The sequence below is a fragment of the Paraburkholderia sp. MM6662-R1 genome (genome assembly GCF_050436245.1).
Taxonomy (GTDB): domain Bacteria; phylum Pseudomonadota; class Gammaproteobacteria; order Burkholderiales; family Burkholderiaceae; genus Paraburkholderia; species Paraburkholderia tuberum.
The window spans coordinates 743,730-763,607 of the sequence record NZ_JBNDLV010000001.1 but is presented as its reverse complement, the minus strand read 5'-3'; the positions used below and the strand labels follow the sequence as shown (position 1 = coordinate 763,607).

The 19,878-nt window shown below is 65.9% G+C and carries 22 protein-coding genes and 1 tRNA gene; 12 read left to right on the top strand and 11 right to left on the bottom strand.

The genetic code is table 11. The features are described 5' to 3' along the window. Positions 1-443: 443 nt before the first annotated feature. The 5 genes from OKW39_RS03705 (at position 444) to OKW39_RS03685 (ending at position 5,917) form a co-directional block, all read left to right on the top strand. Positions 444-2,303 carry an alpha/beta fold hydrolase gene (locus OKW39_RS03705; protein ID WP_429562098.1) on the top strand — a complete coding sequence of 620 codons (1,860 nt, stop codon included), beginning with the start codon at positions 444-446 and terminating at the stop codon, positions 2,301-2,303. A gap of 136 nt (positions 2,304-2,439) precedes the next feature. Then, positions 2,440-3,594 carry a mannose-1-phosphate guanylyltransferase gene (locus OKW39_RS03700; RefSeq protein ID WP_429562097.1) on the top strand — a complete coding sequence of 385 codons (1,155 nt, stop codon included), beginning with the start codon at positions 2,440-2,442 and terminating at the stop codon, positions 3,592-3,594. Next, positions 3,594-3,827, top strand: coding sequence for a hypothetical protein (locus OKW39_RS03695; protein ID WP_090804338.1), 234 nt, complete (start codon positions 3,594-3,596; stop codon positions 3,825-3,827). The genes OKW39_RS03700 and OKW39_RS03695 overlap by 1 nt, the downstream gene beginning before the upstream one ends. Before the next feature lie 140 nt (positions 3,828-3,967). Beyond that, the gene (locus tag OKW39_RS03690; RefSeq protein WP_090804340.1) at positions 3,968-4,687 is read left to right on the top strand and encodes a FadR/GntR family transcriptional regulator; all 720 of its coding nucleotides are present in this window, start codon (positions 3,968-3,970) and stop codon (positions 4,685-4,687) included. Between the two features lie 183 nt (positions 4,688-4,870). Further along, a complete protein-coding gene (locus tag OKW39_RS03685) occupies positions 4,871-5,917 on the top strand; it encodes a Gfo/Idh/MocA family protein (protein WP_429562096.1) in 1,047 nt (348 codons plus the stop codon). A gap of 34 nt (positions 5,918-5,951) precedes the next feature. Here OKW39_RS03685 and OKW39_RS03680 read toward each other — a convergent pair whose 3' ends face one another. The 7 genes from OKW39_RS03680 to OKW39_RS03650 all read right to left on the bottom strand — a co-directional run bounded on the left by OKW39_RS03680 (position 5,952) and on the right by OKW39_RS03650 (position 11,533). Continuing rightward, entirely contained in the window at positions 5,952-6,611 is a 660-nt protein-coding gene (locus OKW39_RS03680) for an amino acid ABC transporter permease (RefSeq protein WP_090804344.1), read from the bottom strand. Positions 6,612-6,806: 195 nt separating this feature from the next. Next, a complete protein-coding gene (locus tag OKW39_RS03675; protein WP_429361483.1) occupies positions 6,807-7,601 on the bottom strand; it encodes a cystine ABC transporter substrate-binding protein in 795 nt (264 codons plus the stop codon). A gap of 106 nt (positions 7,602-7,707) precedes the next feature. Further along, a complete protein-coding gene (locus tag OKW39_RS03670) occupies positions 7,708-8,730 on the bottom strand; it encodes a quinone-dependent dihydroorotate dehydrogenase (protein WP_429562095.1) in 1,023 nt (340 codons plus the stop codon). Positions 8,731-8,856: 126 nt separating this feature from the next. Continuing rightward, positions 8,857-9,702 carry an arginyltransferase gene (locus OKW39_RS03665; RefSeq protein WP_184029302.1) on the bottom strand — a complete coding sequence of 282 codons (846 nt, stop codon included), beginning with the start codon at positions 9,700-9,702 and terminating at the stop codon, positions 8,857-8,859. A 101-nt stretch (positions 9,703-9,803) separates the two neighbouring features. Further along, complete coding sequence (aat, locus tag OKW39_RS03660; protein ID WP_184068639.1) at positions 9,804-10,541, bottom strand: leucyl/phenylalanyl-tRNA--protein transferase; 738 nt, start codon at positions 10,539-10,541, stop codon at positions 9,804-9,806. Between the two features lie 9 nt (positions 10,542-10,550). Further along, the gene (locus OKW39_RS03655) at positions 10,551-11,096 is read right to left on the bottom strand and encodes an NUDIX hydrolase (RefSeq protein WP_090804352.1); all 546 of its coding nucleotides are present in this window, start codon (positions 11,094-11,096) and stop codon (positions 10,551-10,553) included. Between the two features lie 360 nt (positions 11,097-11,456). Continuing rightward, positions 11,457-11,533 (bottom strand) — tRNA-Met (locus tag OKW39_RS03650). Positions 11,534-11,756: 223 nt separating this feature from the next. Here OKW39_RS03650 and OKW39_RS03645 point away from each other — a divergent pair. Both OKW39_RS03645 and OKW39_RS03640 read left to right on the top strand, forming a co-directional pair. Further along, positions 11,757-12,254 (top strand): heme-degrading domain-containing protein, encoded by a 498-nt coding sequence (locus OKW39_RS03645; RefSeq protein WP_184043993.1) that lies wholly within the window; start codon positions 11,757-11,759, stop codon positions 12,252-12,254. A gap of 10 nt (positions 12,255-12,264) precedes the next feature. Further along, on the top strand, positions 12,265-12,597 hold the full coding sequence (locus OKW39_RS03640; RefSeq protein ID WP_373685677.1) for a DMT family transporter: 333 nt from the start codon (positions 12,265-12,267) through the stop codon (positions 12,595-12,597). Between the two features lie 46 nt (positions 12,598-12,643). Here the strand turns inward: OKW39_RS03640 and OKW39_RS03635 are convergent, their stop codons facing one another. Continuing rightward, the gene (locus tag OKW39_RS03635) at positions 12,644-13,033 is read right to left on the bottom strand and encodes a hypothetical protein (protein ID WP_090805720.1); all 390 of its coding nucleotides are present in this window, start codon (positions 13,031-13,033) and stop codon (positions 12,644-12,646) included. Positions 13,034-13,115: 82 nt separating this feature from the next. Continuing rightward, on the bottom strand, positions 13,116-13,307 hold the full coding sequence (locus OKW39_RS03630) for a hypothetical protein (RefSeq protein ID WP_090804358.1): 192 nt from the start codon (positions 13,305-13,307) through the stop codon (positions 13,116-13,118). 302 nt (positions 13,308-13,609) lie between these two features. Between OKW39_RS03630 and OKW39_RS03625 the strand changes: the two genes are divergently transcribed. Both OKW39_RS03625 and OKW39_RS03620 read left to right on the top strand, forming a co-directional pair. Further along, complete coding sequence (locus OKW39_RS03625) at positions 13,610-13,897, top strand: hypothetical protein (protein WP_429562094.1); 288 nt, start codon at positions 13,610-13,612, stop codon at positions 13,895-13,897. A gap of 198 nt (positions 13,898-14,095) precedes the next feature. Continuing rightward, complete coding sequence (locus OKW39_RS03620) at positions 14,096-14,380, top strand: DUF1488 domain-containing protein (protein ID WP_184029285.1); 285 nt, start codon at positions 14,096-14,098, stop codon at positions 14,378-14,380. Positions 14,381-14,473: 93 nt separating this feature from the next. Here OKW39_RS03620 and OKW39_RS03615 read toward each other — a convergent pair whose 3' ends face one another. Beyond that, a complete protein-coding gene (locus OKW39_RS03615; RefSeq protein ID WP_429562093.1) occupies positions 14,474-15,448 on the bottom strand; it encodes an NAD-dependent epimerase/dehydratase family protein in 975 nt (324 codons plus the stop codon). Between the two features lie 143 nt (positions 15,449-15,591). Between OKW39_RS03615 and OKW39_RS03610 the strand changes: the two genes are divergently transcribed. Together OKW39_RS03610 and OKW39_RS03605 are read left to right on the top strand one after the other, a co-directional pair. After that, positions 15,592-16,440: a TetR/AcrR family transcriptional regulator gene (locus OKW39_RS03610; RefSeq protein ID WP_429562092.1), complete on the top strand. Its 849-nt coding sequence runs from the start codon at positions 15,592-15,594 to the stop codon at positions 16,438-16,440. A 46-nt stretch (positions 16,441-16,486) separates the two neighbouring features. Further along, positions 16,487-17,623: an enoyl-CoA hydratase/isomerase family protein gene (locus tag OKW39_RS03605; RefSeq protein WP_429562091.1), complete on the top strand. Its 1,137-nt coding sequence runs from the start codon at positions 16,487-16,489 to the stop codon at positions 17,621-17,623. A 64-nt stretch (positions 17,624-17,687) separates the two neighbouring features. Here the strand turns inward: OKW39_RS03605 and OKW39_RS03600 are convergent, their stop codons facing one another. Further along, positions 17,688-18,113 carry a hypothetical protein gene (locus OKW39_RS03600; protein WP_090805723.1) on the bottom strand — a complete coding sequence of 142 codons (426 nt, stop codon included), beginning with the start codon at positions 18,111-18,113 and terminating at the stop codon, positions 17,688-17,690. A 530-nt stretch (positions 18,114-18,643) separates the two neighbouring features. Between OKW39_RS03600 and ssuD the strand changes: the two genes are divergently transcribed. Continuing rightward, positions 18,644-19,804 (top strand): FMNH2-dependent alkanesulfonate monooxygenase, encoded by a 1,161-nt coding sequence (gene ssuD / locus OKW39_RS03595; protein ID WP_429562090.1) that lies wholly within the window; start codon positions 18,644-18,646, stop codon positions 19,802-19,804. Positions 19,805-19,878 lie beyond the last annotated feature (74 nt).

The window sequence follows — 19,878 nt, the reverse complement described above, 5'->3', positions numbered from 1 at the left end:
CGCGGACATACGCGGCGGCATCAACGCGTCGCAGGTCTTGCATCTTGCCCCCGGGCGCCGCGTGACTGTGTGGGTGGCCGTACAGATAGCCGCGATCGGCAGGGGGTTAAATGGCAAAGCTCATAGGGTAGCGCAGTGGTTGGCCACGAGCCGGCCGCGCGCACCGCATTGCGGAGCATTCCTAAGCGCGCCCGCGCCGTCTCCATCACGTAATGCTCGCGGCACGCTGCACGCAGCCGCCGGCATCGACCACAGCGCATGACCGACGCGATCCGCCGCGCGTCGGTCCACACGCGGGGCATGCTGCACTGCACTGCACAGCACGCTCATCGACACACGCCAGCGCAGCGCGATTCGGAACCCAAACTAATGTGGCGCGACGCACATATGCGCGAGAGCACCTTTGTTGTAATCATTTGAAAAGGAAGAGTAAGGAGCGGACCGTGAGACCCATCGTCTTCGACGGCAAATTCGGCTGGTTGCATCCAGCCAACGGCCCGGATGGCGTTGTGATGTGTTCCCCGTTTGGCTACGACACGCTGTGCACGTATCGCGGCATGCGCCGGCTCGCCGAGCGCCTCGCCGCGCGCGGCATGCCGGTGCTGCGCTTCGACTACCCGGCGACCGGCGACTCAGCCGGCGACCCGACCGACGCCGGCCTGTGGCGCGCATGGATCGACAGCGTGAAGCAGGCGGTCGCGCAGCTGCGCGAGGCGACCGGCGTCGAGCGTGTCAGCGTGTGCGGTCTGCGTCTCGGCGGCATGCTGGCCGCGCTTGCCGCGCAGGAACTTGGGGATGTGCACGGTCTCGTGCTGATGTCGCCGGTGCTGTCGGGCAAGACTTACCAGCGCGAATTGCGCGCGCATTACCGGCAGTGGTTGAACGATCCGGCCGCGATGGATTGCGTGGTCGAGCCCGATACCGACGAGTTCGTCGAAGCGTATGGCTTTCGCATGTATCGCGACACGCTGCAAAGCCTGCACGCGGCGGATCTGTATCGCGCGACGAGCCGGCCGGCCGCGCGCGTGCTGCTGCTCGATTCACTGAACCCGGCGCGCGCCGGTGCGCTCGCCGCGCATTACAGCGAACATGGCGTCGAGCTCGAGCGTCACCCGTTCGACGAATACAGCCGCTTCATGATGGAACCGCTCGAAAGCGAAATACCGCACGCCGCGTTCGAGACCATCGAGAACTGGCTGCTGGCGGGGAGCGCGCAAACGGCCCAAACGACCCAAACGGTGGCGCGCGTGCCCGAGCGAGGCGAACAGCCGGCGGGCGGTCACTATGTCGCGCCGAGGCTGCACGAGACGCCGGTGTGGCTGAACGAGGGCAAGGTGTTCGGCATCTACTGCCGGCCCGACGGCGCCGCGGCGGCGCGCGCCCCAGCGGTGCTGCTGCTCAATACCGGCGCGGTGTCGCGAATCGGCAATGGGCGTTTCGGCGTCCATTTCGCGCGGCGTCTCGCACGCCAGGGGATCGCGTCGCTGCGCATCGACGTCCGTGGTGTCGGCGACAGCATGCCGTCGTGCGACACGTTGAGCCTCGACGCGCTGTACTCTCAGTCGAGTGTCGGCGACGCCGCGTACGCGTCGCGCTGGCTTGCCGCGCGCGGTCATGCGGGCGCGCTGCTGCTCGGCATCTGCTCGGGCGCCTACGCCGGCCTGCATGCGGCGATGCGCGAAGCGGCGGTGGTGGGCGCGGTGATCGTCAACGTGCAGAAGTTCAGATGGCGTAACGTCTGCGACGAACACGGCAAGCCGATGATCCCGGTGTCCGCGTTCGGCTCGACGCGCAACTACATGCGCTCGATGAAGCAGCCGGGCAAATGGCTGCGCGTGCTCAAGGGCGAGACGGGCGGCTGGGGCCTCGTGCGCGAGCTGGTGGTACGCCAGCTCGCGCGGACCGGCGAAACGCTGGCCGACCGGATCGAGCAACTGTGTGGCCTCGAATTCGGCGCGCGTGACGAGCGGCATCTGTTCGCGAACCTAGAGGCACGGGGCGTCGACACGCACCTGGTGTTCGGTGTGCTGGACGAAGGCGTCGAGGAGCTCGAGCGCTACTTCGGCGTGCGCGGCACGCGGCTCGCGCGCTTTACGCGCATTCACGTGGCCTTCTGCAAGCACACCGATCACGCGATCCTGTCGTCGGTGGCGCAGGAAAACATCATGTCGTACGTCGAGAACGTCTATCGCGGCGGCTTCACGAAGCTGCGTCAGCCCGACAGCGCGGCGCTCGACGGCGAGCTGCACAGGCACGATGAACATCGCGCCGCGGGGGCGTTGCGTCCGTTCGGAGAAGCATAGGGAGCACGCGGACAGACAGGGGCGCCCAGACCGCGCTGTGTGTCGCGCGCATACGACTGAACGCGCGTGAGACCACGAGGCACTTGCTGGCGTCATGCCGGCCCGTGAACAGGATCTGGATTCGACAGGATCGCAAATGAATCGAATGGTAGAGCCAGGTAATTGGCCCGCGAATCCGCCCGCGCCGCAGGCTGGGACCGCCGCCGCGCTGCGCGAACTGACCGTGCAACCGGTGATTCTAGCGAGCGGCTCCGGTGCGAGGCTGTGGCCGCTGTCGCGCGAACGCAATCCGAAGCAGCGGATCGGGCTGATGGGCGACCAGTCGCTGCTCGAAGCGACGCTGCGCCGGCTCGACGATGCGTTCGACCCGGCCGCGCCCGACGCGGCCCGCACCACGCCGCCCGCCGCGCCGCTGGTGGTCTGTTGCGAGGAACTGCGGCTGCCGACGCTCGAGCGCGTCGAGCAGTACCGCAAGCCGGTGCGCATACTGCTCGAACCGATGGCGCGCAACACCGCGCCGGCGCTGACCGTCGCGGCGCTCGCCGCGCGCGCGTCGGCCGCGGCCGGCGACGATCCGATGCTGGTCGCGCTGCCCGCCGATCATCCAATCGCCGATCAAGCGGCGTTCGGCGCGGCGCTCAAGGAAGCGCTCGCGCATGCCTCGCGGGGCGCGATCGTCACGCTGGGCGTGCCGCCGCAGCGCGCGGCGACCGGCTACAGCTATATCCGCACCGCCGCGGCCTTGGGAAACCGGGGCGCGCGGACGATCGAGCGCTTCGTCGAGAAGCCCGATGCCGAGCTGGCCGAGCGCTACTTCGCGTCGGGCGAGTACTGGTGGAACAGCGGCATGTTCGTGGTGCGCGCGTCGGTGTGGCTCGACGCGATCGGCCTGTGCCGTCCGCTGATCGCGGCGGCCTGCAAGGACGCATTCGCAGGCGCGAGCATCGACGAGGCCGGCGCGCTGCATCTCGCGCGCGACGCGTTCGCCGCGTGTCCGTCCGACTCAGTCGACTATGCGGTGATGGAGCGCATGGGCACCGACGCGCGTCTCGTCGGCGTGACGGTGCCGCTCGACGCGGGCTGGTCGGACCGCGGCGCCTGGGACTCGGTGTGGGACGCGTCGAGCAAGGACGGCGACGAGCGCTTCCTGCTGTCGGAGAATCAGTCGACGTTGATTCCGCTGGGCGTCAGGCATCGGCTCGAAAATGCTGGCAAGACGCCGCTGGAAATCATCGAGGTGCATTCGGACGGCGATCCCGGCGAAGACGACATCGTGCGCTTGCACGGCTGATGGACGCCGAGCTGTTCGGCGTCAGCGTGCTGTCGGAGGCGCAGGAGCCGATCTTTGTTCGCCGGAACACGCAGGCGTCCGACCACGTCCGTGCAAATCAGACAATTTCATCACGCCAACGTGCGAATGCGCACAATTCAAACCCCACAACGCAGGCACGCTTTGACGAGCGAGCTTTGTGCCTGGCGAAACAGATGGCGTTACACGAACGAAACAAATCTTCAGAGGGATAACCCTGTCAGGAAGTGTCCCACTGGCGCATCCGTTTCGAAGCTTGCAACGTATCGAAAAACGATTCTATTGGCATAACAGATACGTACGGGCCCTTCAATCAACAGGCCACGCGGGGTCAACACCGCTTCGGGGATATGTCATGGAACACGCAAACAAGGATCGCTCGTTGGTGAGCAAAGTCATGGACGGGCTCGTCAGCGGCATCGTCGAGGAAAAATACGGCGCGATTCTGCCGCCGCAGGATGTGCTGTCGAAGGAATTCGATGTGAGCCGCACCGTGATGCGCGAGGCGCTATCGATGCTGCTCGCGCGCGACATGCTCGACGTGCGGCCGAAGATCGGCACGCGCATCCGGCCGATGAGCGACTGGCGCATGATCGACGAGGACGTCGTCAATTGGCGTTTCCGTGCAAAGCCCGATCCGATGTTTCTGCGTGACGTGATCGAGTTTCGCATGCTGATCGAACCGCGCGCGTCGGCGCAGGCGGCCGCGCGCGGCAGTGCCGCGGAAGTCGCGGCGATTCGCGAGGCGTTCGAGGCGTTTCGCATGATCCGTCCGGGCGAGGCCGGCTATCAGGAAGCCGACGAGCTGTTCCATACGCGCATCGTGATCGCGAGCGGCAACCAGTTCTTTAAGCAGATGGCGGCGATCATTCGCGGCGCGCTGTCGACCCTCAATCCGGTCGTGCACGACCGGGAAGGGCTGTGGGAGAGTGCGATCGCATCGCATCAACGCGTCATCGAAGCGATCGAGCGGCGCGATCCGAAGGAGGCCGAGATCGCTGCGCTCGCGATGATCGATTACGCGGCCGAGGAGGTCGGCGGGCGGTTTTCCGCGGAGCCGCCGGCGCGGGTTTGAGCGTGATTGCGAGCGCGGGCTGAGCGTATCTGTCAATGTCCGGCGGGAGCGGCGGGGTGGGGTGTCGAAGGTCGGTGCGCGGCAGTGATGCCGCATGGTTCGATCGGCCGGGTTCGCCGCGTTCGCAAGCGGCATCGGTGACAATAGCGGCTGTTCCGAACCGCATGGACCTTTGCACACACGATGACAGATACGACAGCGGCACTGCACGCAGCCAGCACCCAACCGACCGATCGGGCAGCGCGGGACACCACTTCATCGCGCGAGATCCGCTGGGGGATCGTCGGCACCGGCCGGATTGCGCGCCGCTTCGCGCAAGGGCTCGCGTTCGTGCCGCGGACGCGGCTCGCGGCGCTGTGGTCGCGTCGCGTGGAACCGGCCCAGGCGTTCGCCGATGAATTCGGCGGCGCCGTCTGCGCCAGTTTCGACACTCTGCTCGCGAGCGGCATCGACGCGCTCTATATCGCGACGCTGCAGGACAGTCACGCCGACTATGCGATCGCCGCGTTGCAAGCGGGGCTGCACGTGCTGTGCGAGAAACCCGCGTGTATCAATCGTCCGCAGCTCGAGCGCGTGCTCGACTCCGCGCGCGCATCGCAACGGCTCTTCATGGAAGCGATGAAGCCGCCGTTCTATCCGCTCTACAGAAGGTTGCGCGAGCGCCTCGCGGCCGAGCCGATCGGCGAGGTCGGGCTCGTGCGCGCGGGCTGCTCGGTGCCGGGCGTGCCGGCCGATCATCCGTCGCTGTCGTTCGAGCACGCGGGCGGCGCGCTGCTCGATATCGGCATCTACGAGATGTTTCTCGCGGTCGACTGGCTCGGCGCGCCACGCGACGTGCAGAGCTTCGGCCGGCTTGGCGCGACCGGCGTCGATACGTTCGCGAGTCTGAACAGCCAGCACGAGCGCGGTGGTATCGCGCAGCTATTCTGCGGGCTCGATCTGCATGGCAAGGGCGATGCGCTGCTGATGGCCCAAGGCGGTCACGTGACGCTGCACGAGCCGTGGTGGAACCCGTCGCGCGCGACGATCCGTTATGCGGATGGCGGGGTCGTCGAACTCGACGAACCGTTCGAAGGCGGCGGCTTGAACTACGAGACCGCGCACTTTTGCGAGCTAATTCGCGCGGGTGTGCTGGAGAGTCCGCTGATGCCGCACGACACGTCGCGACAGATGATCGCGATGGCCGACGCGGCGCGCGCGGTGTTGGGGCTCAAGTTCGCTGGGGAATGAGCCGCTGGGGGCAACGAAAAGGAGTGGGCGGCGCTCAGTGCCGCGTCGGCAGCGACAGCCGCCGCTCGTACCAGCGCTGCGCCCACTCGAGCACCTGACACAGCACCCAGTACACGGCCGCGGCCGCAAGATAAAGCGGCAGCGGCTGGTAGGTCGACGCGATGATTTCCTGCGCGCTGCGCAGCAACTCGGTCACCGTGATGACGGACACGAGCGAGGTGTCCTTGATCAGGCTGATCAGGCTGTTCGACAGACTCGGCACCGCGATGCGCAGCGCCTGCGGCGCGATCACGTAGCGCAGCGTCTGACGCCGCGACAGCCCGAGGCTGTACGAGGCGAGCCACTGGCCCTGGTGGATGCCCAGAATCGCGCCGCGCATGCTCTCGGACAGATACGCGGCGACGTTCGCCGACAGCGCGATCACGCCGGCCGGCGTCGGATCGAGCGAAATGCCGAAGCTCGGCAGACCGTAGTAAATCACGAAGATCTGCACGAGCAGCGGCGTGCCGCGCATCACGCTCACATAGACGCGCGCGATCCAGTTCAGCGGACGGCTGTGGCTGATGCCCATCAGCGCGAGCATGGCGCCGCCGATCAGGCCGAAGATCATCGACAGGATCGCGAACTTGATCGTCAGCAGCGCGCCTTGTGCGAGCACCGGCACTGATTGGAGCAGCAGGGATGTGATGGACATGGGCAGTGTTCTTATTGACGCACAAAGCGCACATCATAAACTTTGGCGCGCGCTCAGGCGCGGGCCGCGCGATGCGGCTCGGGGTATACGCGGCGCGCGGTTTGGCTCCCGCGGCTCACGCAGCTCGCGTGGGCCGCAAAAAGCGCGAAGGGCGGCATCGCCATCGATGCCGCCCTTCGTTCGACTCCACGCGTGCTACTTGATCGGCTTGCTGACGTCGATGCCGAACCACTTGTCCGAGATCTTCGTGAAGGTGCCGTCCGCTTCGAGCTGGGTCATTGCGTCGTCGATCGCCTGCGCGAACTTCGGGTTGCCCTTTCTGAACGGAATGCCCGACGGGTTGCCCGGGCCGACGTTAGCGCCGGTGCGCAGCGGCAGGTTCGAGTTCTTCAGCAGGTACGCGAGCATCAGACGGTCGTTCAACGCCGCGTCGAGCCGGCCGGCGGCCAGATCACGCAGGTATTCGGGTGCGCCCGGGTAGGTCTTCACGTCGATGCCCGGCACTGCCTTCGCCATGTCCATGTAGTTCGTGCCGAGACCGACGCCGAGCTTCTTGCCCTTCAGGTCTTCGAGCGAGGTGAACTGGCGCGTGTCGTTCTTGCGCTGGATCAGTTGCGCCGCCGAGTACGTGTACGCCGGGGAGAAGTCGAGCGTCTGCTTGCGCGCGTCGGTGATGCCGACCTGGTTGACGATCACATCGAACTTGCCCGCCTGCAGACCGGCGATGATGCCGCTCCACTCGGTCGTGACGAACTCGGGCTTCACGCCGAGCTTGGCCGCGACCGCCTTGGCGATGTCGACGTCATAGCCGACCAGTTCGCCCGACGGCGCTTTCGAGTTGAACGGCGGGAAGGTGCCTTCGAGACCGATGCGCAGCGTGCCGCGCTGCTTGACCTGGTCGAGCAGGTCTTCCGCGTGCGCCGTAACGGCGCTCAGCGACGCGCCGATCAGCGCGGTGGCGAGGAGCTTCTTCAACAGGCCGAATTTCATCATGTTCCTTTGTACGTCTGATGTTTTGACGGTCGAGAGCATAGCAAACGAGCCTATCGCAACCTAAATACCGTTTGTTTATGTCTATATGCAGCGGCGCGGATGCCTAGCGCAACGCCTGCGCGCATTCGGCGACGAGCGCCGGACCGCGGTAGATGAAACCAGTATAAAGCTGCACCAGCGACGCGCCGGCCGCGAGCTTCGCGCGCGCATCGTCGCCCGAGAAAATGCCGCCGACGCCGATGATCGGCACCGCCTCGCCGACTTCGGCGCGCAGCTTGCGGATCACCTCGTTCGACGTGTCGAACACCGGCTTGCCCGACAGGCCGCCGGCTTCGTCAGCATGCCGCATGCCGGCGACGGCGGTGCGCGACAGCGTAGTGTTGGTCGCGACGACGCCTTCGAATTTGTGGCGCAGCAAGGTGTCGGCGATCGACTTGACCTGCTCGTCGTCGAGGTCGGGCGCGATCTTCAGTGCGAGCGGCACGAGCTTGCCGTGCATGTCGGCGAGTCTTTGCTGCTTGTCCTTCAGCGCGGCGAGCAGCGCGTCGAGTTCGTCGGCGCCCTGCAGCTGGCGCAGGTTCTTCGTATTCGGCGACGAGATGTTGACCGTCACGTAGCTCGCGAACGGGTACACGCGCTCGAGGCAGTACAGATAGTCTTCAGCGGCGCGCTCGATCGGCGTGTCGGCGTTCTTGCCGATGTTAAGACCGAGGATGCCGCGATAGCGCGCGGCCTGGACGTTCTTCACGAACTGGTCGACGCCGGCGTTGTTAAAGCCCATCCGGTTGATCACCGCGTTCGCCTGCGGCAGCCGGAACATGCGCGGACGCGGATTGCCCGGCTGCGCGCGCGGCGTCACGGTGCCCACTTCGATGAAGCCGAAGCCGAGCGCCGCCAGACCGTCGATACACGCGCCGTCTTTGTCGAGGCCCGCCGCGAGTCCGACCGGGTTTCGGAACGTCAGGCCCATCAGGGTGCGCGGCGAATCCGGCACGCGCGACGCGAGCGCGCCGGCGAGGCCGGTGCGACCGGCGGCGCCGAGCATGCGCAAAGTCAGATGGTGAGCGTCTTCCGCGTCCATGCGAAAGAGTTGGGCGCGAACGAGCGGATAAAGGGAGCTGAGCACGGGATGAAGCCGGACGGCCGGAAAATGGGAACCCGCTATTTTACCGGCTTTGGGCTTTGATGAGACTGGTGGGGCGTTGCCGGCGACGAGCGGGACCCGGCAACGACTCGACGGACGGCGCCTCGACTACGGCCTGAGCGGCCCGCGTCGTCCATGCATCGCGAAATCGACCGGCGGCAGGTCGATGCTGGCCGGATCGAGCACGCGCCACGCGCCGTCGATCAAGCCTTCGAGCGGCCGGAAATTCGCCTTGTACGCCATTTTCGGGCTTTCGCGAATCCAGTAGCCGAGATACACGTACGGCAGGTTCAGGCTGCGCGCCTGCTCGATCTGCCAGAAGATGTTGTAGGTGCCGAAGCTCGCGTGCGGCAGGCTCGGCTCGAAGAACGTGTACACCGACGACAACCCGTCGCCGAGGATATCGATCATGCTGATCATGCGCAGCGCGCCCCGCGCGTCAGGTCGCCCGTCAGGTCGCCCATCGGGCTGCAGCGGCGCTGGCTCACGAAACTCGACGAGCCGCGAGTTGATCCGGCTTTGCAGCAGGAACTGCTCGTACTGGTCGCGGCTGTCGCGATCCATGCCGCCGCCCGCGTGGCGCGCCGACTGGTAGCGCATATACAGCGCGTAATGCTCCTCGTCGTAGTGCAGCGGCGCGACGGTCGCAATCAGGTCGCCGTGCTTTCTCCATACACGCCGCTGCGTGCGGTTCGGCTGAAAACGCTCGACCGGCACGCGCACCGGCACGCACGCGCGGCAGCCGTCGCAATACGGGCGATACGTGAACACGCCCGAGCGCCGGAAGCCTGCCTTGACGAGGTCGGTGTAGACGTCCGAATTGATCAGGTGACTGGGTGTGGCGACCTGCGAGCGCGCGATGCGGCCGTCCAGGTAACTGCAGGGATAGGGCGCCGTTGCATAAAATTGCAGCGCGGAAAGCGGAGAAAGAGGCAGCTCGTTGGGATGAGTCACGTTGGCAGCTCTCGATGCGTCTCTGGTAATGCAAACCCGGCACGCCCGGCGGTTGATGCCGCTATTCGATGGGCGGCGGACCGGATTCGGCCTGATTTTTCCTACGCCGCCCGCGCGAGGATGTCGAGCAGGGCGGTCTTGTCGAAGCGCCACGGGATGGCCGGCGCGCCGACAGACGCGCGAACATGCGCGACAAACGCCTTGCGCGCTATCTCGCGGCCGCCGAGCGACGCCAGATGCGACGTGTTCTGCTGGCAGTCTATCATTTCTATTTCGTGACGTCGCAAGTGGCCGACCAGCGCGGCCAGCGCCATTTTCGAGCCGTCGGTGACGTCGGTGTACATCGATTCGCCGAAGAACATCCGCCCGAGCGACACGCCATACAATCCCGCTACACGCTTGCCCTCGAGCCAGGTTTCGATGCTGTGCGCGTCGCCCAGGCGGTGCAGCGACGAATAGGCTTCGACGACGTCGGCGGTGATCCACGTGCCGCGCTGACCGTGGCGCGGCGCCTGCGCGCAGGCGCGCATCACGGCGGCGAAATCGTGATCGACGCGGATTTCCCACGCGTCGTCGCGCAACACGCGCTTGAGCGTCTTGCGCAGCGATGGCGACACCTTGAACTCGGCGGGGCGCAGGATCATGCGCGGATCGGGGCTCCACCACAACACCGGCTGGCCGTCCGAATACCACGGGAAGATGCCGCGCCGATACGCGTCGATGAGGCGCGACGGCAGCAGATCGCCGCTTGCCGCCAGCAGACCGGGCGCGCCGCTCGCGGCGCCGAGCGCGCGCTCGACGGGCGGAAACGGGTCGTCAGCTCCGAGCCAGGGAACCATGCGCGCCGCTCAGCCTTCGCGCAGGGAGCGGAAGATGTCGCCGGTATGCAGGCCGAAACTGCCGGCCGCGCGGTCGGCGAAAAAAAAGCGCAGCGTCTGGCCGACGGTCGGAAACGCGATCTCGTCCCACGGAATCTCGTGCTCCTCGAACAGCTTCACTTCGAGGCTTTCCTCGCCGGCGACGACGTCGAGATCGAGCAGCCGCGCCATGTAGAACAGATGCACCTGATGCACGTGCGGCACATTCAGCAGCGAAAACAGGTTCTGCACCTCGACGCGGGCGCCGGCTTCCTCGAGCGTTTCGCGCGAGGCGGCTTCGGCCGTCGTTTCTCCCATTTCCATGAAGCCGGCGGGCAGTGTCCAGTAACCGTAGCGCGGCTCGATCGCGCGACGGCACAGCAGCACCTTGTCGTCCCACACGGGAACGGTGCCGACCACGTTACGCGGATTCTGATAATGCACGGTGCCGCAACTGCCGCATACGAAGCGCTCGCGATTGTCGCCCGGCGGAATGCTCAGACTGACGCCGTGGCCGCAGACAGAACAGAATTTCATTGGAAAGGGGACGAGAAAGGGTGATAGGAGTTTATCACCGGGGCGGGGGATTACTGAGGCGCCGACAGGGGCTGCGCGAGACGACGTCCAAGGCGGCGAGCGCCGTCGTGTCTGACATTGATTGACAGTCGATTTTTGGATGCGCTGATGGCATCGGTCCTGATGGTTGCGATGGAGGCCACCGCGTCCACCGCAGTCATCTTTTCTCTCTTGGACATTGCCCCGTGGCTTGGCGCGTCATTCAGTTGACGCGCTTTTTTTTGCCTGAGGGTGGGGCGGTCAAGGGGATCGCCAGACCAAGGCCACAAAAACAAAAAAGGGTTACACGCCAATGCGTTGTAACCCTTCAATGATTTCGGTTGGTTGCGGGGGTAGGATTTGAACCTACGACCTTCGGGTTATGAGCCCGACGAGCTGCCAGACTGCTCCACCCCGCGTCCGTCGAAGAAAAGATTATAGACCAGCCATACGACCAGCGCAATAGCCATGTAAGAATTGGCTTCATTGCGCTTCGCTCTGCCCGCGCGACGTCGCCTATCGGAAAGGCTCTGGAAAGCCGTGCGCGGACGCTGCGCTAGAATTCAGATTCTCCACGCGGCTCGCCGGATCTTCGCGACGGCGGCCCCTTTGACTCTGATGCCCCGACCCGTTCTGAACCCCATGGATATCGCTCACGACCTGCAGGTCATCGCCATTCAGGAAAAGACCCTCGTGTTTCCCCGCTTCGATGCCGACCGCGCGTGGCAAGTCGGCGCGTATCTGCACGAAGTCGCGAAAGCGCGCGGCATTGCCGCTGCGATCGACGTGCGCACGTTCGGCCAGCCGCTGTTCTTCAGCCTGCTCGACGGCGCGACGCCCGACAACGTCGACTGGGCGCGCCGCAAGGGCAACACGGTCGCGCAATTTCGCCGTAGCTCGTACGCGATCGGTCTGAAAATGCAGCTCGCGGGCGCGACGCTCGCCGACAAGCACGGACTGCCGGCCACCGAGTATGCATCGCACGGCGGCGCGTTTCCGCTGGCGGTGGAAGGGGCGGGCGTGATCGGTTCGATCACGGTGTCCGGTCTGCCGCAGCGCGCCGATCATGAACTCGTGGTCGAAGCGTTGTGCGCGCATCTCGGTCACGACTACGGCAAGCTCGCGCTCGCGAAAAACTGACGCGATGCGCATACCCCCGTATGCGCTGCTCGCGATCGCGATCGTCGCCGAAGTGATTGCGACTTCCGCGATGCGGGCCTCGGACGGCTTTTCACGGCTGCTGCCGTCGATGGTCGTCGTGCTCGGCTACGGCATCGCGTTCTATTGCCTGTCGTTGACGCTCCGAAGCATTCCAGTTGGCATCGTCTACGCGATCTGGTCCGGCGCGGGCATCGTGCTGATCACGCTGGTCGCGCTAGTGCTGTACCGGCAGGTACCCGACGTGCCGGCGATCATCGGGCTGGGATTGATCGTCGCTGGCGTCGCGGTGTTGAATCTCTTCTCGAAGATGCAGGCGCATTGAGCGCCCGCGCCAGCCGCCGCGATTGCCGCCAGGCACGTAAATCGGCTTACTTGCAGCGCACGATCATCGAGCGGCCCTTCACGTTCGCCGACGCCACGTTCGTGACGCTGCCGCCGGCGGTGCCGCCTTCGTCGTTGTCCTTCGACACGATGTCGTAGCCGGTCGCGCCGCAGGCCTTACCTGCTTGCACGTAGCACGAGGCCCAACTCGAGCCGGCGTCGGCGCCGCTGCAGTTGACCGCGAAGCCGGTCTGGCCGTTGGGCAGATTGATCAGCGTGGTCGTGTTCGACGACGCGCAGCCGCCCAGTCCCGCGGCGAGCAGCAGCGCGGCGGGCAAGGCGGCCGACAGCGACGCGCGACGCACGAGGGCAAGCGCGGCGCTGGATCGGAGGCGGTGGAATCGGCCGGCGCGTCGCGGTTGCGTCGTGAATTGCATCGTGTTGTGTCCTTTCATTCAGATAGAGGGGGGCTGCCGGGTCGGGTCGGCCGCTGTGGAGCGCGAGGACGCGCGTCACGGCTCAGGTCATTTCGACCGTGATGCCCGCCGCGTTGAGGAGCCGCCGGGCTTCCGCGCCTTCTTCAGTGGCTGCGTCTTCCCAGATGCCGATCGCTTTTGGGATGTCGATGCCGTGACTTTCGGCGTACTCGAACCAGCGGTTCGCCGCATCCGGCTCGGGCAGTTCATGATCGTGCAGAAAATATTTTCCCATATTGCGCTCGCTGGCCTCGAAATGGCGTCGTAACAGGTACCGTGCGACAGCATGGAGCATGCCGGTATGGACCGTTCGACCAGCGCGCGCGGCTGAAGTGCGGCGCGGTTCTTTGGCGCGGCTCTTTTGGCGCGGCGCGGGGGCGCGTCTCGCGAGCAGAACTTATCGCGCTGCAACGCGCCTTATCGTTATGGGACGGGCCGCCCGCACACACCCAGTGCAGCGGCGCGCCGCATGCTGAAGCATCAGGGCGGCGCCGTTGCGACTGGCGCCAGCTTTGCAACCGCAACAGGAGGACGAAGATGGCTGAACGGGTCAGTGGCCCTTATCGCGGCTATTTCATCAGCGCCGCCGCGCGCCTCGTGCCAGGGGGCAGCACGTCGGACACGTCAGGCGACGCGCACACCAAAGTGGACGGTACTTACGTCGGCACGGTCAGCCTCGCTGAGCTCGGCCCGGACGATCCGCACCGGATGGAAACGCTGCTCGAGCTCGGCGACCGGCAACGCTTCGACAGTGAAGAAGAGGCGCTCGCGTTCGTCGAACGGGCGGCCCGCGAGTATGTCGACCGATTGCTGGATGGGCCGTGAGCGTGTCGGCGATTTCCGTGCAAAGGGCCCGCCGATGGGCTCGCCAAGGCAGCGCGCGATGCCCTGAATCTGGCCCTCGCGCGCGCTGGACCGTGATCCGGCGGCGCGAGTACCATGGCGGGACTTGCGAGGATCGGCGGCGCGCAGCGGCCTTGCGCGCAAGCTACGTTCCCGCCGCCAACTTCTGACGAGGCGACCATGAAAATCCGTTTTCCCGAAGACGCGCCTGCTTACCGCGACTCCAACCTGACCGTCGTGTTTTCCGCGCTGGTGGACGGTGAGCCGGTGCCGTGCGCGATCTCGGTGGAAGCGCTCGAGGATCATTTCGGCGCTTACAGCGAGGACCTCGACGGCTGGCTGCGCGCGTTCGATGCGGGCCGGCCGCGCATCGAGGCCGTTGCGCGTGAGCATCTGCAGATCAGTAACGGCACACCCGTGCTGCTCAAGAGTGGCCACTTTCCGCCGGGGCAGATGGCAGGCTAAGCGGACCTGCCTACGGACCGTCGGCGCCGGAGGCCGGGTGCAGGTCCATCTCTGCGGTTTTCATTTCACCTACGCATCGCCAACGCCTTGCCGCTAATTCATGTCGCGTGCCGGCACTACCTCGCGCGCCGCTTCGAAGCACCGCCTGATCCCTTCCTGATACGACGTCTTCCTGAGCGGCCCGATCAACGTCGCCAGCGCCGAATCATCGAGCACGAGCGGCTCGGTCATCAGATAGTTCATCTCGACCAACTCGCGCATCAGCGGATTGAATAGCCCGAGCACGCGCAGCATGCCCTTGCCGGCCACCGTCAGCTTCGGCCTGGAGCCCGCGAGCGCGTAGGCCTCGCGAGCCACCTCGCGCTGCGTGATCGTGCCGGCGCCCGCGAGATGCCACCAGCGGCCGTAGGCTTCGGGCGTGCGCGTGAGTCGTTCGACCACGGGACCGACGTCCGGCAGATAGATGAATTCGTGCGGTACGTCGACGGGACCGAGCACCTGCGCGCGCTTGCCGGTAGCGGCGCCAACGAAGACACCGTGCAACAGGCTGCGCTCGACCCCCGGTCCATAGAAATCGGGCAGTCGCAATACCAGCGTTTCGAGACCTTTCTGGCCATGCGCGGCCAGCACGAGCTTTTCCTGTTCAAGCCGCATGCGGCCCTTGAACGTGTGCGGCTCGCGCGGATGATCTTCGCGGACCGGGTTGCCGCGCGCGCGGCCATACGGATACACGGTGCCGATCAGAATCAAGCGCTCGACACCGGCGGCCGTCACGCCAGCCAGCGTTTTCTCCATCAACGGCGGGTGCTGCGCGAACTGGTCGTAGGGCACGCCGACGAGGTAAATCACGGTCTGCAGACCGGCGGTCGCGGCGCGGATCGAGGCGGGGTCGTCGGGGTTCCAGGTGACGATCTCCGCGTGCGGGTCGTCACCGAAAGTCCGTTGCAATACCTCGCGCGAGCGGCCGACCACCCGGTAATCGCGGCCCGCCGCGCCAAGCGCCGTCGCGATGCTTCGACCCGCAGCGCCCGCTGCACCGAATAAACCGACCTTTCCCGTGGCTTGCATGACGACCCCTCAGATGGCGGCGCGACATCGTCGCGCGCTCGTGGCTGCTCGATTTGACAGATGAAAATTTACTGAACATTGTTAAGTAAACGATGTTCAGTTTAAATTGACTTTTCAGTTTGTCAATCTGAAAATTGCGAGTCATGGGAATCGCCGAACGAAAAAACCGCCAGAAGCAGGCACTGCGCGAACGCATCCTCGATGCCGCGCGGCGCATCGTCGTGGGCGAGGGCTTTGCCGCGCTGTCGATGCGCAAGATCGCTGACGCGATCGAATATTCGCCCGCCACGTTGTATCTGCATTTCGCGAGTCGCGACGACATCGCGCGGGCCTTGTGCGCCGAAGGCTACGCGCAGTTGCTCGCGACCTTCGTGCCGCTCGTGCAGATCGCGGATCCCGCCGAACGGCTGAAGGCGCTCGGGCGCGCGTACGTCGCGTTTGGCATCGAGCATCCTGAAACGTACCGGCTGATTTTCATGGAGGACCCGAGCTATACCGGCGCGGCGCTCAGGGGCGGGGTGGGCACTGGCAAACACGACGGCAACACGGGCGACACAAGCGCGAACGCCGGGAGCGGTGGTTCGACCGCCTCCCTGGGCAACGCCGCCGGCGGCGTTGCCGACGACGATCCCGGCGACGCCGCGCTGCACATCATGATCGACGCGCTCGACGAGTTGCGAGCAGCGGGGCGTCTGTCGGCGTCGGTCGCATCGATGAAGCCGGCCATCTGGGCCGAGGCGTTGTGGGCGAGTCTGCATGGCATCGTCGCGCTGAATCTCACGTGCCCGGTGTTTCCGAGCGCGCCGCTCGAGACGCTCGTCGGCGTGACGCTCGACGCATGGCTCGGTGTGCCGCAGGCCGTGGCGGCGGGCGCATCGAACAGCGCCGCAGTCCGCGGCAAAAAAACCGTCGCGCGGCGCCACGCCAAGTCGGCCGGCTCCACGGACCCGGCCCCCGAGCTCCCCACCAAACGCAAAGCGGCAGGCCCGTGATAACGTTCGGTTCCACCTCATGCCGCGCCGCCGCGCCCAGTTCTCCATGTCCACGTCCGCCTTGCCCGCCACTAGCGACGAAATCGCGACCCACGTAGCCAACCGCATCGGTCTCATCGAACTGGAGCGGCCGAAAGCGCTGAACGCGCTGTCGACCGGCATGATCCGCGCGATCCACGCGGCGCTCGACCAGTGGCGCGAGAACCCCGAGGTGCTGGCCGTCGTCGTGCGCAGCCGGCACGAGCGCGCGTTCTGCGCGGGCGGCGACATCCGCCACATGTACGAAGCGGCGCAAACCGGCGACCAGGAGGCGCGCGATACGTTCTTCAGCGAGGAATACCGGCTCAATCACGCGATCTTCGTGTATCCGAAGCCGTATATCGCGTTGATGAACGGCATCGTGATGGGCGGCGGCGTGGGCATTTCGCAGGGCGCACATCGCACCGGCGGCCTGCGGGTCGTCACGCAATCGACGAAGATGGCGATGCCCGAAACCCGTATCGGCCTCTTTCCGGATGTCGGCGCGAGCTGGTATCTCGCGCGCACGCCCGGCGCGATCGGCCGCTATCTGGCGGTGACCGGCGAGACGATCGGCGCGGCCGACGCGCTGTACGCGGGCCTCGCCGATGCCTACATCGACGACGCGGCGTTGCCCGCGCTCGTCGATACGTTGAGCCGCGAACCGTTCGAGCGCGGTGCTGATGTGGTTGCGTGCGTCGAGCGCGAGACGCTCGCGTATCAGGTCGCGCCGCGGCCCGAGGAGAGCGCGCTCGCGAAGGCGCGGACGTTGATCGACCGGCATTTCGCGCTGCCCGACGTCGCGCGGATACTCAAGTCGCTCGAACAGGAACGCGAGCGCGGTGGCGACGCGGCGGAGTGGGCCGAGCAGACGATCGCGGTGCTGCGCGAGCGCTCGCCGCTGTCGATGGCGGTCTCGCTCGAAGTGGTCACGCGCGCGGAAGGGTCGATGGCCGACGTGCTGCGCACTGATCTCGATCTGACGCGTTCGAGCTTTCTGCGCGGCGATACGGTGGAAGGCATTCGCGCACGCATCATCGATAAGGACAACGCGCCGCGCTGGCGTTTCGCGCGCATCGAGGACGTCAACCGGGCCGATGTGGAGCAGATGTTCGACAGCCCGTGGCCGGCGAACGAGCACCCGCTGGGCGCTCTGCGCGGCTGAACGCGCGGCCTCGCGAACCCGTCCGCGCGAATCTACGCGTTGCGCGAATTCATGTTCGCCGCGCTTATTCCTCTGCCTCGCTCGCCATGAACGCGCGCATGAACACGAGCGCACCCCAGCCCCACATCGCGTTCGCCGTGAAGCCCACCGCGAGGCGCGGCAGCATGTTGCCGCTCGGCCAGATGCCGCGCAGCGGATCGACGACGAACACGCTCGCCGCCGTCAGCACGATGCCGCCGAACACGAACGCGGGTACCCACGGCGCGCGCCGATGCGGCGCGACGCGCAGCAGCCAGGCCATCAGCACGGCCCAGCACGCGCTCCAGATTGCGTTCGCGATGAACTCAGGCAGGCCGAGCGGCAAAAACGGCGCGGTCGAAAAACCGCTGGGGTCGATCATGCCGGCAGCGTGCATCAGCGCCAGCGTCGATTCGCGAAAGAACAAAGAAGCCAGAAAACCGGCGACGAACGGCAGAATAATTTTTTGCATGCATTGCACCGGCAACGTACAGGCGACTCGCAAGACCTGTACCGGGTGATTGGAAACGAGCGCCATTATATCGACCGGGGTTGGGCGGCCGGGGCCGCGTGTATAAAGCGCAACAACCGTATGCGGTAGAACCGGGCTAATCACGAAAGCGGAAATCCTAAGCTCAATAAAATCGTTCAAAAGCCGCGGACCGCTCCATAGACTGTTTCCTCATGCAGACGGCTCGGGTGTCGCCGTCGTCCGATAAATCGAGCGCATCACGCGCACGTTGGTCGAGGAAAGCCGTCGCAATGTCGAGCCTCACACCGAATCTCCGTTGTCGCAGGGCTCACGCGCGGTCGTGTTCGCGGTGTCGTCCGCCCGGCGCATAGCCTTCATCGATTTGACGCAGTTGCCGATGGCCTGAGTCCATCGTCCGTTTCTCAATCCTTCAACGCGTCGCAGCGCTTTGCCGGTTGCCGGCTCGATGCGCGCGGCCGGCGCTCGCGCTCACCGTTTTCATTACGTCAGGAACAGGCAGGAGTAACAACATGAATGTGTTCTGGTTCATTCCGACTCACGGCGACAGCCGCTATCTCGGTACGTCCCAAGGTGCACGCGCAGCCGACTACGACTACTTCCGGCAGATCGCCGTCGCCGCCGACACGCTCGGCTACGAGGGCGTGCTGCTGCCGACCGGCCGTTCGTGCGAGGACGCCTGGGTCGTCGCGTCGAGCCTGATTGCCGCGACGCAGCGGCTGAAGTTCCTCGTCGCGATTCGCCCGGGGCTGTCGTCGCCGGGACTCGCCGCGCGTATGGCGGCGACGTTCGACCGGCTGTCGAACGGGCGTCTGTTGATCAACGTGGTGACGGGCGGCGACGCGGCCGAACTGGCCGGCGACGGCGTGTTCGTCGATCACGACACGCGCTACGAAATCACCGACGAATTCCTGCATATCTGGCGCAAGCTGCTCGCCGCGTCGCACAGCAACGAAGCGATCGATTTCGACGGCAAGCATTTGCGGTCGAAGGGCGGCAAGGCGCTATATCCGCCGGTGCAAAACCCGCATCCGCCGCTGTGGTTCGGCGGCTCGTCGGCGGCCGCGCACGATATCGCGGCCGAGCACATCGACACCTATCTGACGTGGGGCGAGCCGCCCGAAGCGGTCGCGAAGAAGATCGCCGACATTCGCGCACGCGCCGCGGCGCGCGGCCGGCGAATCCGCTTCGGCATCCGTCTGCACGTGATCGTGCGCGAGACCGAGGAGGAAGCGTGGGCCGCGGCCGACAAGCTGATCAGCAAGCTCGACGACGACACGGTCGCGCGTGCGCAGGCGTCGTTCGCGAAGATGGATTCGGAAGGGCAGCGCCGTATGGCCGCGCTGCACGGCGGCAGGCGCGGCGGGCGCGAGCAGCTCGAGATCTATCCGAACCTGTGGGCGGGCGTGGGGCTCGTACGCGGCGGCGCGGGCACCGCGCTGGTCGGCAGTCCGGAGCAGGTGGCCGCGCGTATGAAGGAGTACGCGGCGCTCGGCATCGAGACGTTCATCCTGTCGGGCTATCCGCATCTCGAGGAATCCTACCGCTTCGCCGAACTCGTGTTTCCGCTGCTGCCGCAACGCTTCAGCAAGGTTGCGAACGGGCCGTTGTCGGGGCCGTTCGGCGAAATCGTCGGCACCAGCTATCTGCCGAAGGCGGCGAGCGCGAGTTGAGCGCGCGCATAGCATGGGTCGCCCGGCTTGCGCGACACGCGCACGACGATCGACAGGCAAGGAGAAAAGCCAAC

Coding starts and splice junctions, on each gene's coding strand:
- OKW39_RS03700 (WP_429562097.1), top strand. CDS start 2,440: ATGAATCGAATGGTAGAGCCAGGTAATTGGCCCGCGAATCCGCCCGCG.
- OKW39_RS03695 (WP_090804338.1), top strand. CDS start 3,594: ATGGACGCCGAGCTGTTCGGCGTCAGCGTGCTGTCGGAGGCGCAGGAG.
- OKW39_RS03690 (WP_090804340.1), top strand. CDS start 3,968: ATGGAACACGCAAACAAGGATCGCTCGTTGGTGAGCAAAGTCATGGAC.
- OKW39_RS03685 (WP_429562096.1), top strand. CDS start 4,871: ATGACAGATACGACAGCGGCACTGCACGCAGCCAGCACCCAACCGACC.
- OKW39_RS03680 (WP_090804344.1), bottom strand. CDS start 6,611: ATGTCCATCACATCCCTGCTGCTCCAATCAGTGCCGGTGCTCGCACAA.
- OKW39_RS03675 (WP_429361483.1), bottom strand. CDS start 7,601: ATGAAATTCGGCCTGTTGAAGAAGCTCCTCGCCACCGCGCTGATCGGC.
- aat (WP_184068639.1), bottom strand. CDS start 10,541: ATGGTTCCCTGGCTCGGAGCTGACGACCCGTTTCCGCCCGTCGAGCGC.
- OKW39_RS03655 (WP_090804352.1), bottom strand. CDS start 11,096: ATGAAATTCTGTTCTGTCTGCGGCCACGGCGTCAGTCTGAGCATTCCG.
- OKW39_RS03645 (WP_184043993.1), top strand. CDS start 11,757: ATGGATATCGCTCACGACCTGCAGGTCATCGCCATTCAGGAAAAGACC.
- OKW39_RS03635 (WP_090805720.1), bottom strand. CDS start 13,033: ATGCAATTCACGACGCAACCGCGACGCGCCGGCCGATTCCACCGCCTC.
- OKW39_RS03630 (WP_090804358.1), bottom strand. CDS start 13,307: ATGGGAAAATATTTTCTGCACGATCATGAACTGCCCGAGCCGGATGCG.
- OKW39_RS03625 (WP_429562094.1), top strand. CDS start 13,610: ATGGCTGAACGGGTCAGTGGCCCTTATCGCGGCTATTTCATCAGCGCC.
- OKW39_RS03620 (WP_184029285.1), top strand. CDS start 14,096: ATGAAAATCCGTTTTCCCGAAGACGCGCCTGCTTACCGCGACTCCAAC.
- OKW39_RS03615 (WP_429562093.1), bottom strand. CDS start 15,448: ATGCAAGCCACGGGAAAGGTCGGTTTATTCGGTGCAGCGGGCGCTGCG.
- OKW39_RS03610 (WP_429562092.1), top strand. CDS start 15,592: ATGGGAATCGCCGAACGAAAAAACCGCCAGAAGCAGGCACTGCGCGAA.
- OKW39_RS03605 (WP_429562091.1), top strand. CDS start 16,487: ATGTCCACGTCCGCCTTGCCCGCCACTAGCGACGAAATCGCGACCCAC.
- OKW39_RS03600 (WP_090805723.1), bottom strand. CDS start 18,113: ATGCAAAAAATTATTCTGCCGTTCGTCGCCGGTTTTCTGGCTTCTTTG.
- ssuD (WP_429562090.1), top strand. CDS start 18,644: ATGAATGTGTTCTGGTTCATTCCGACTCACGGCGACAGCCGCTATCTC.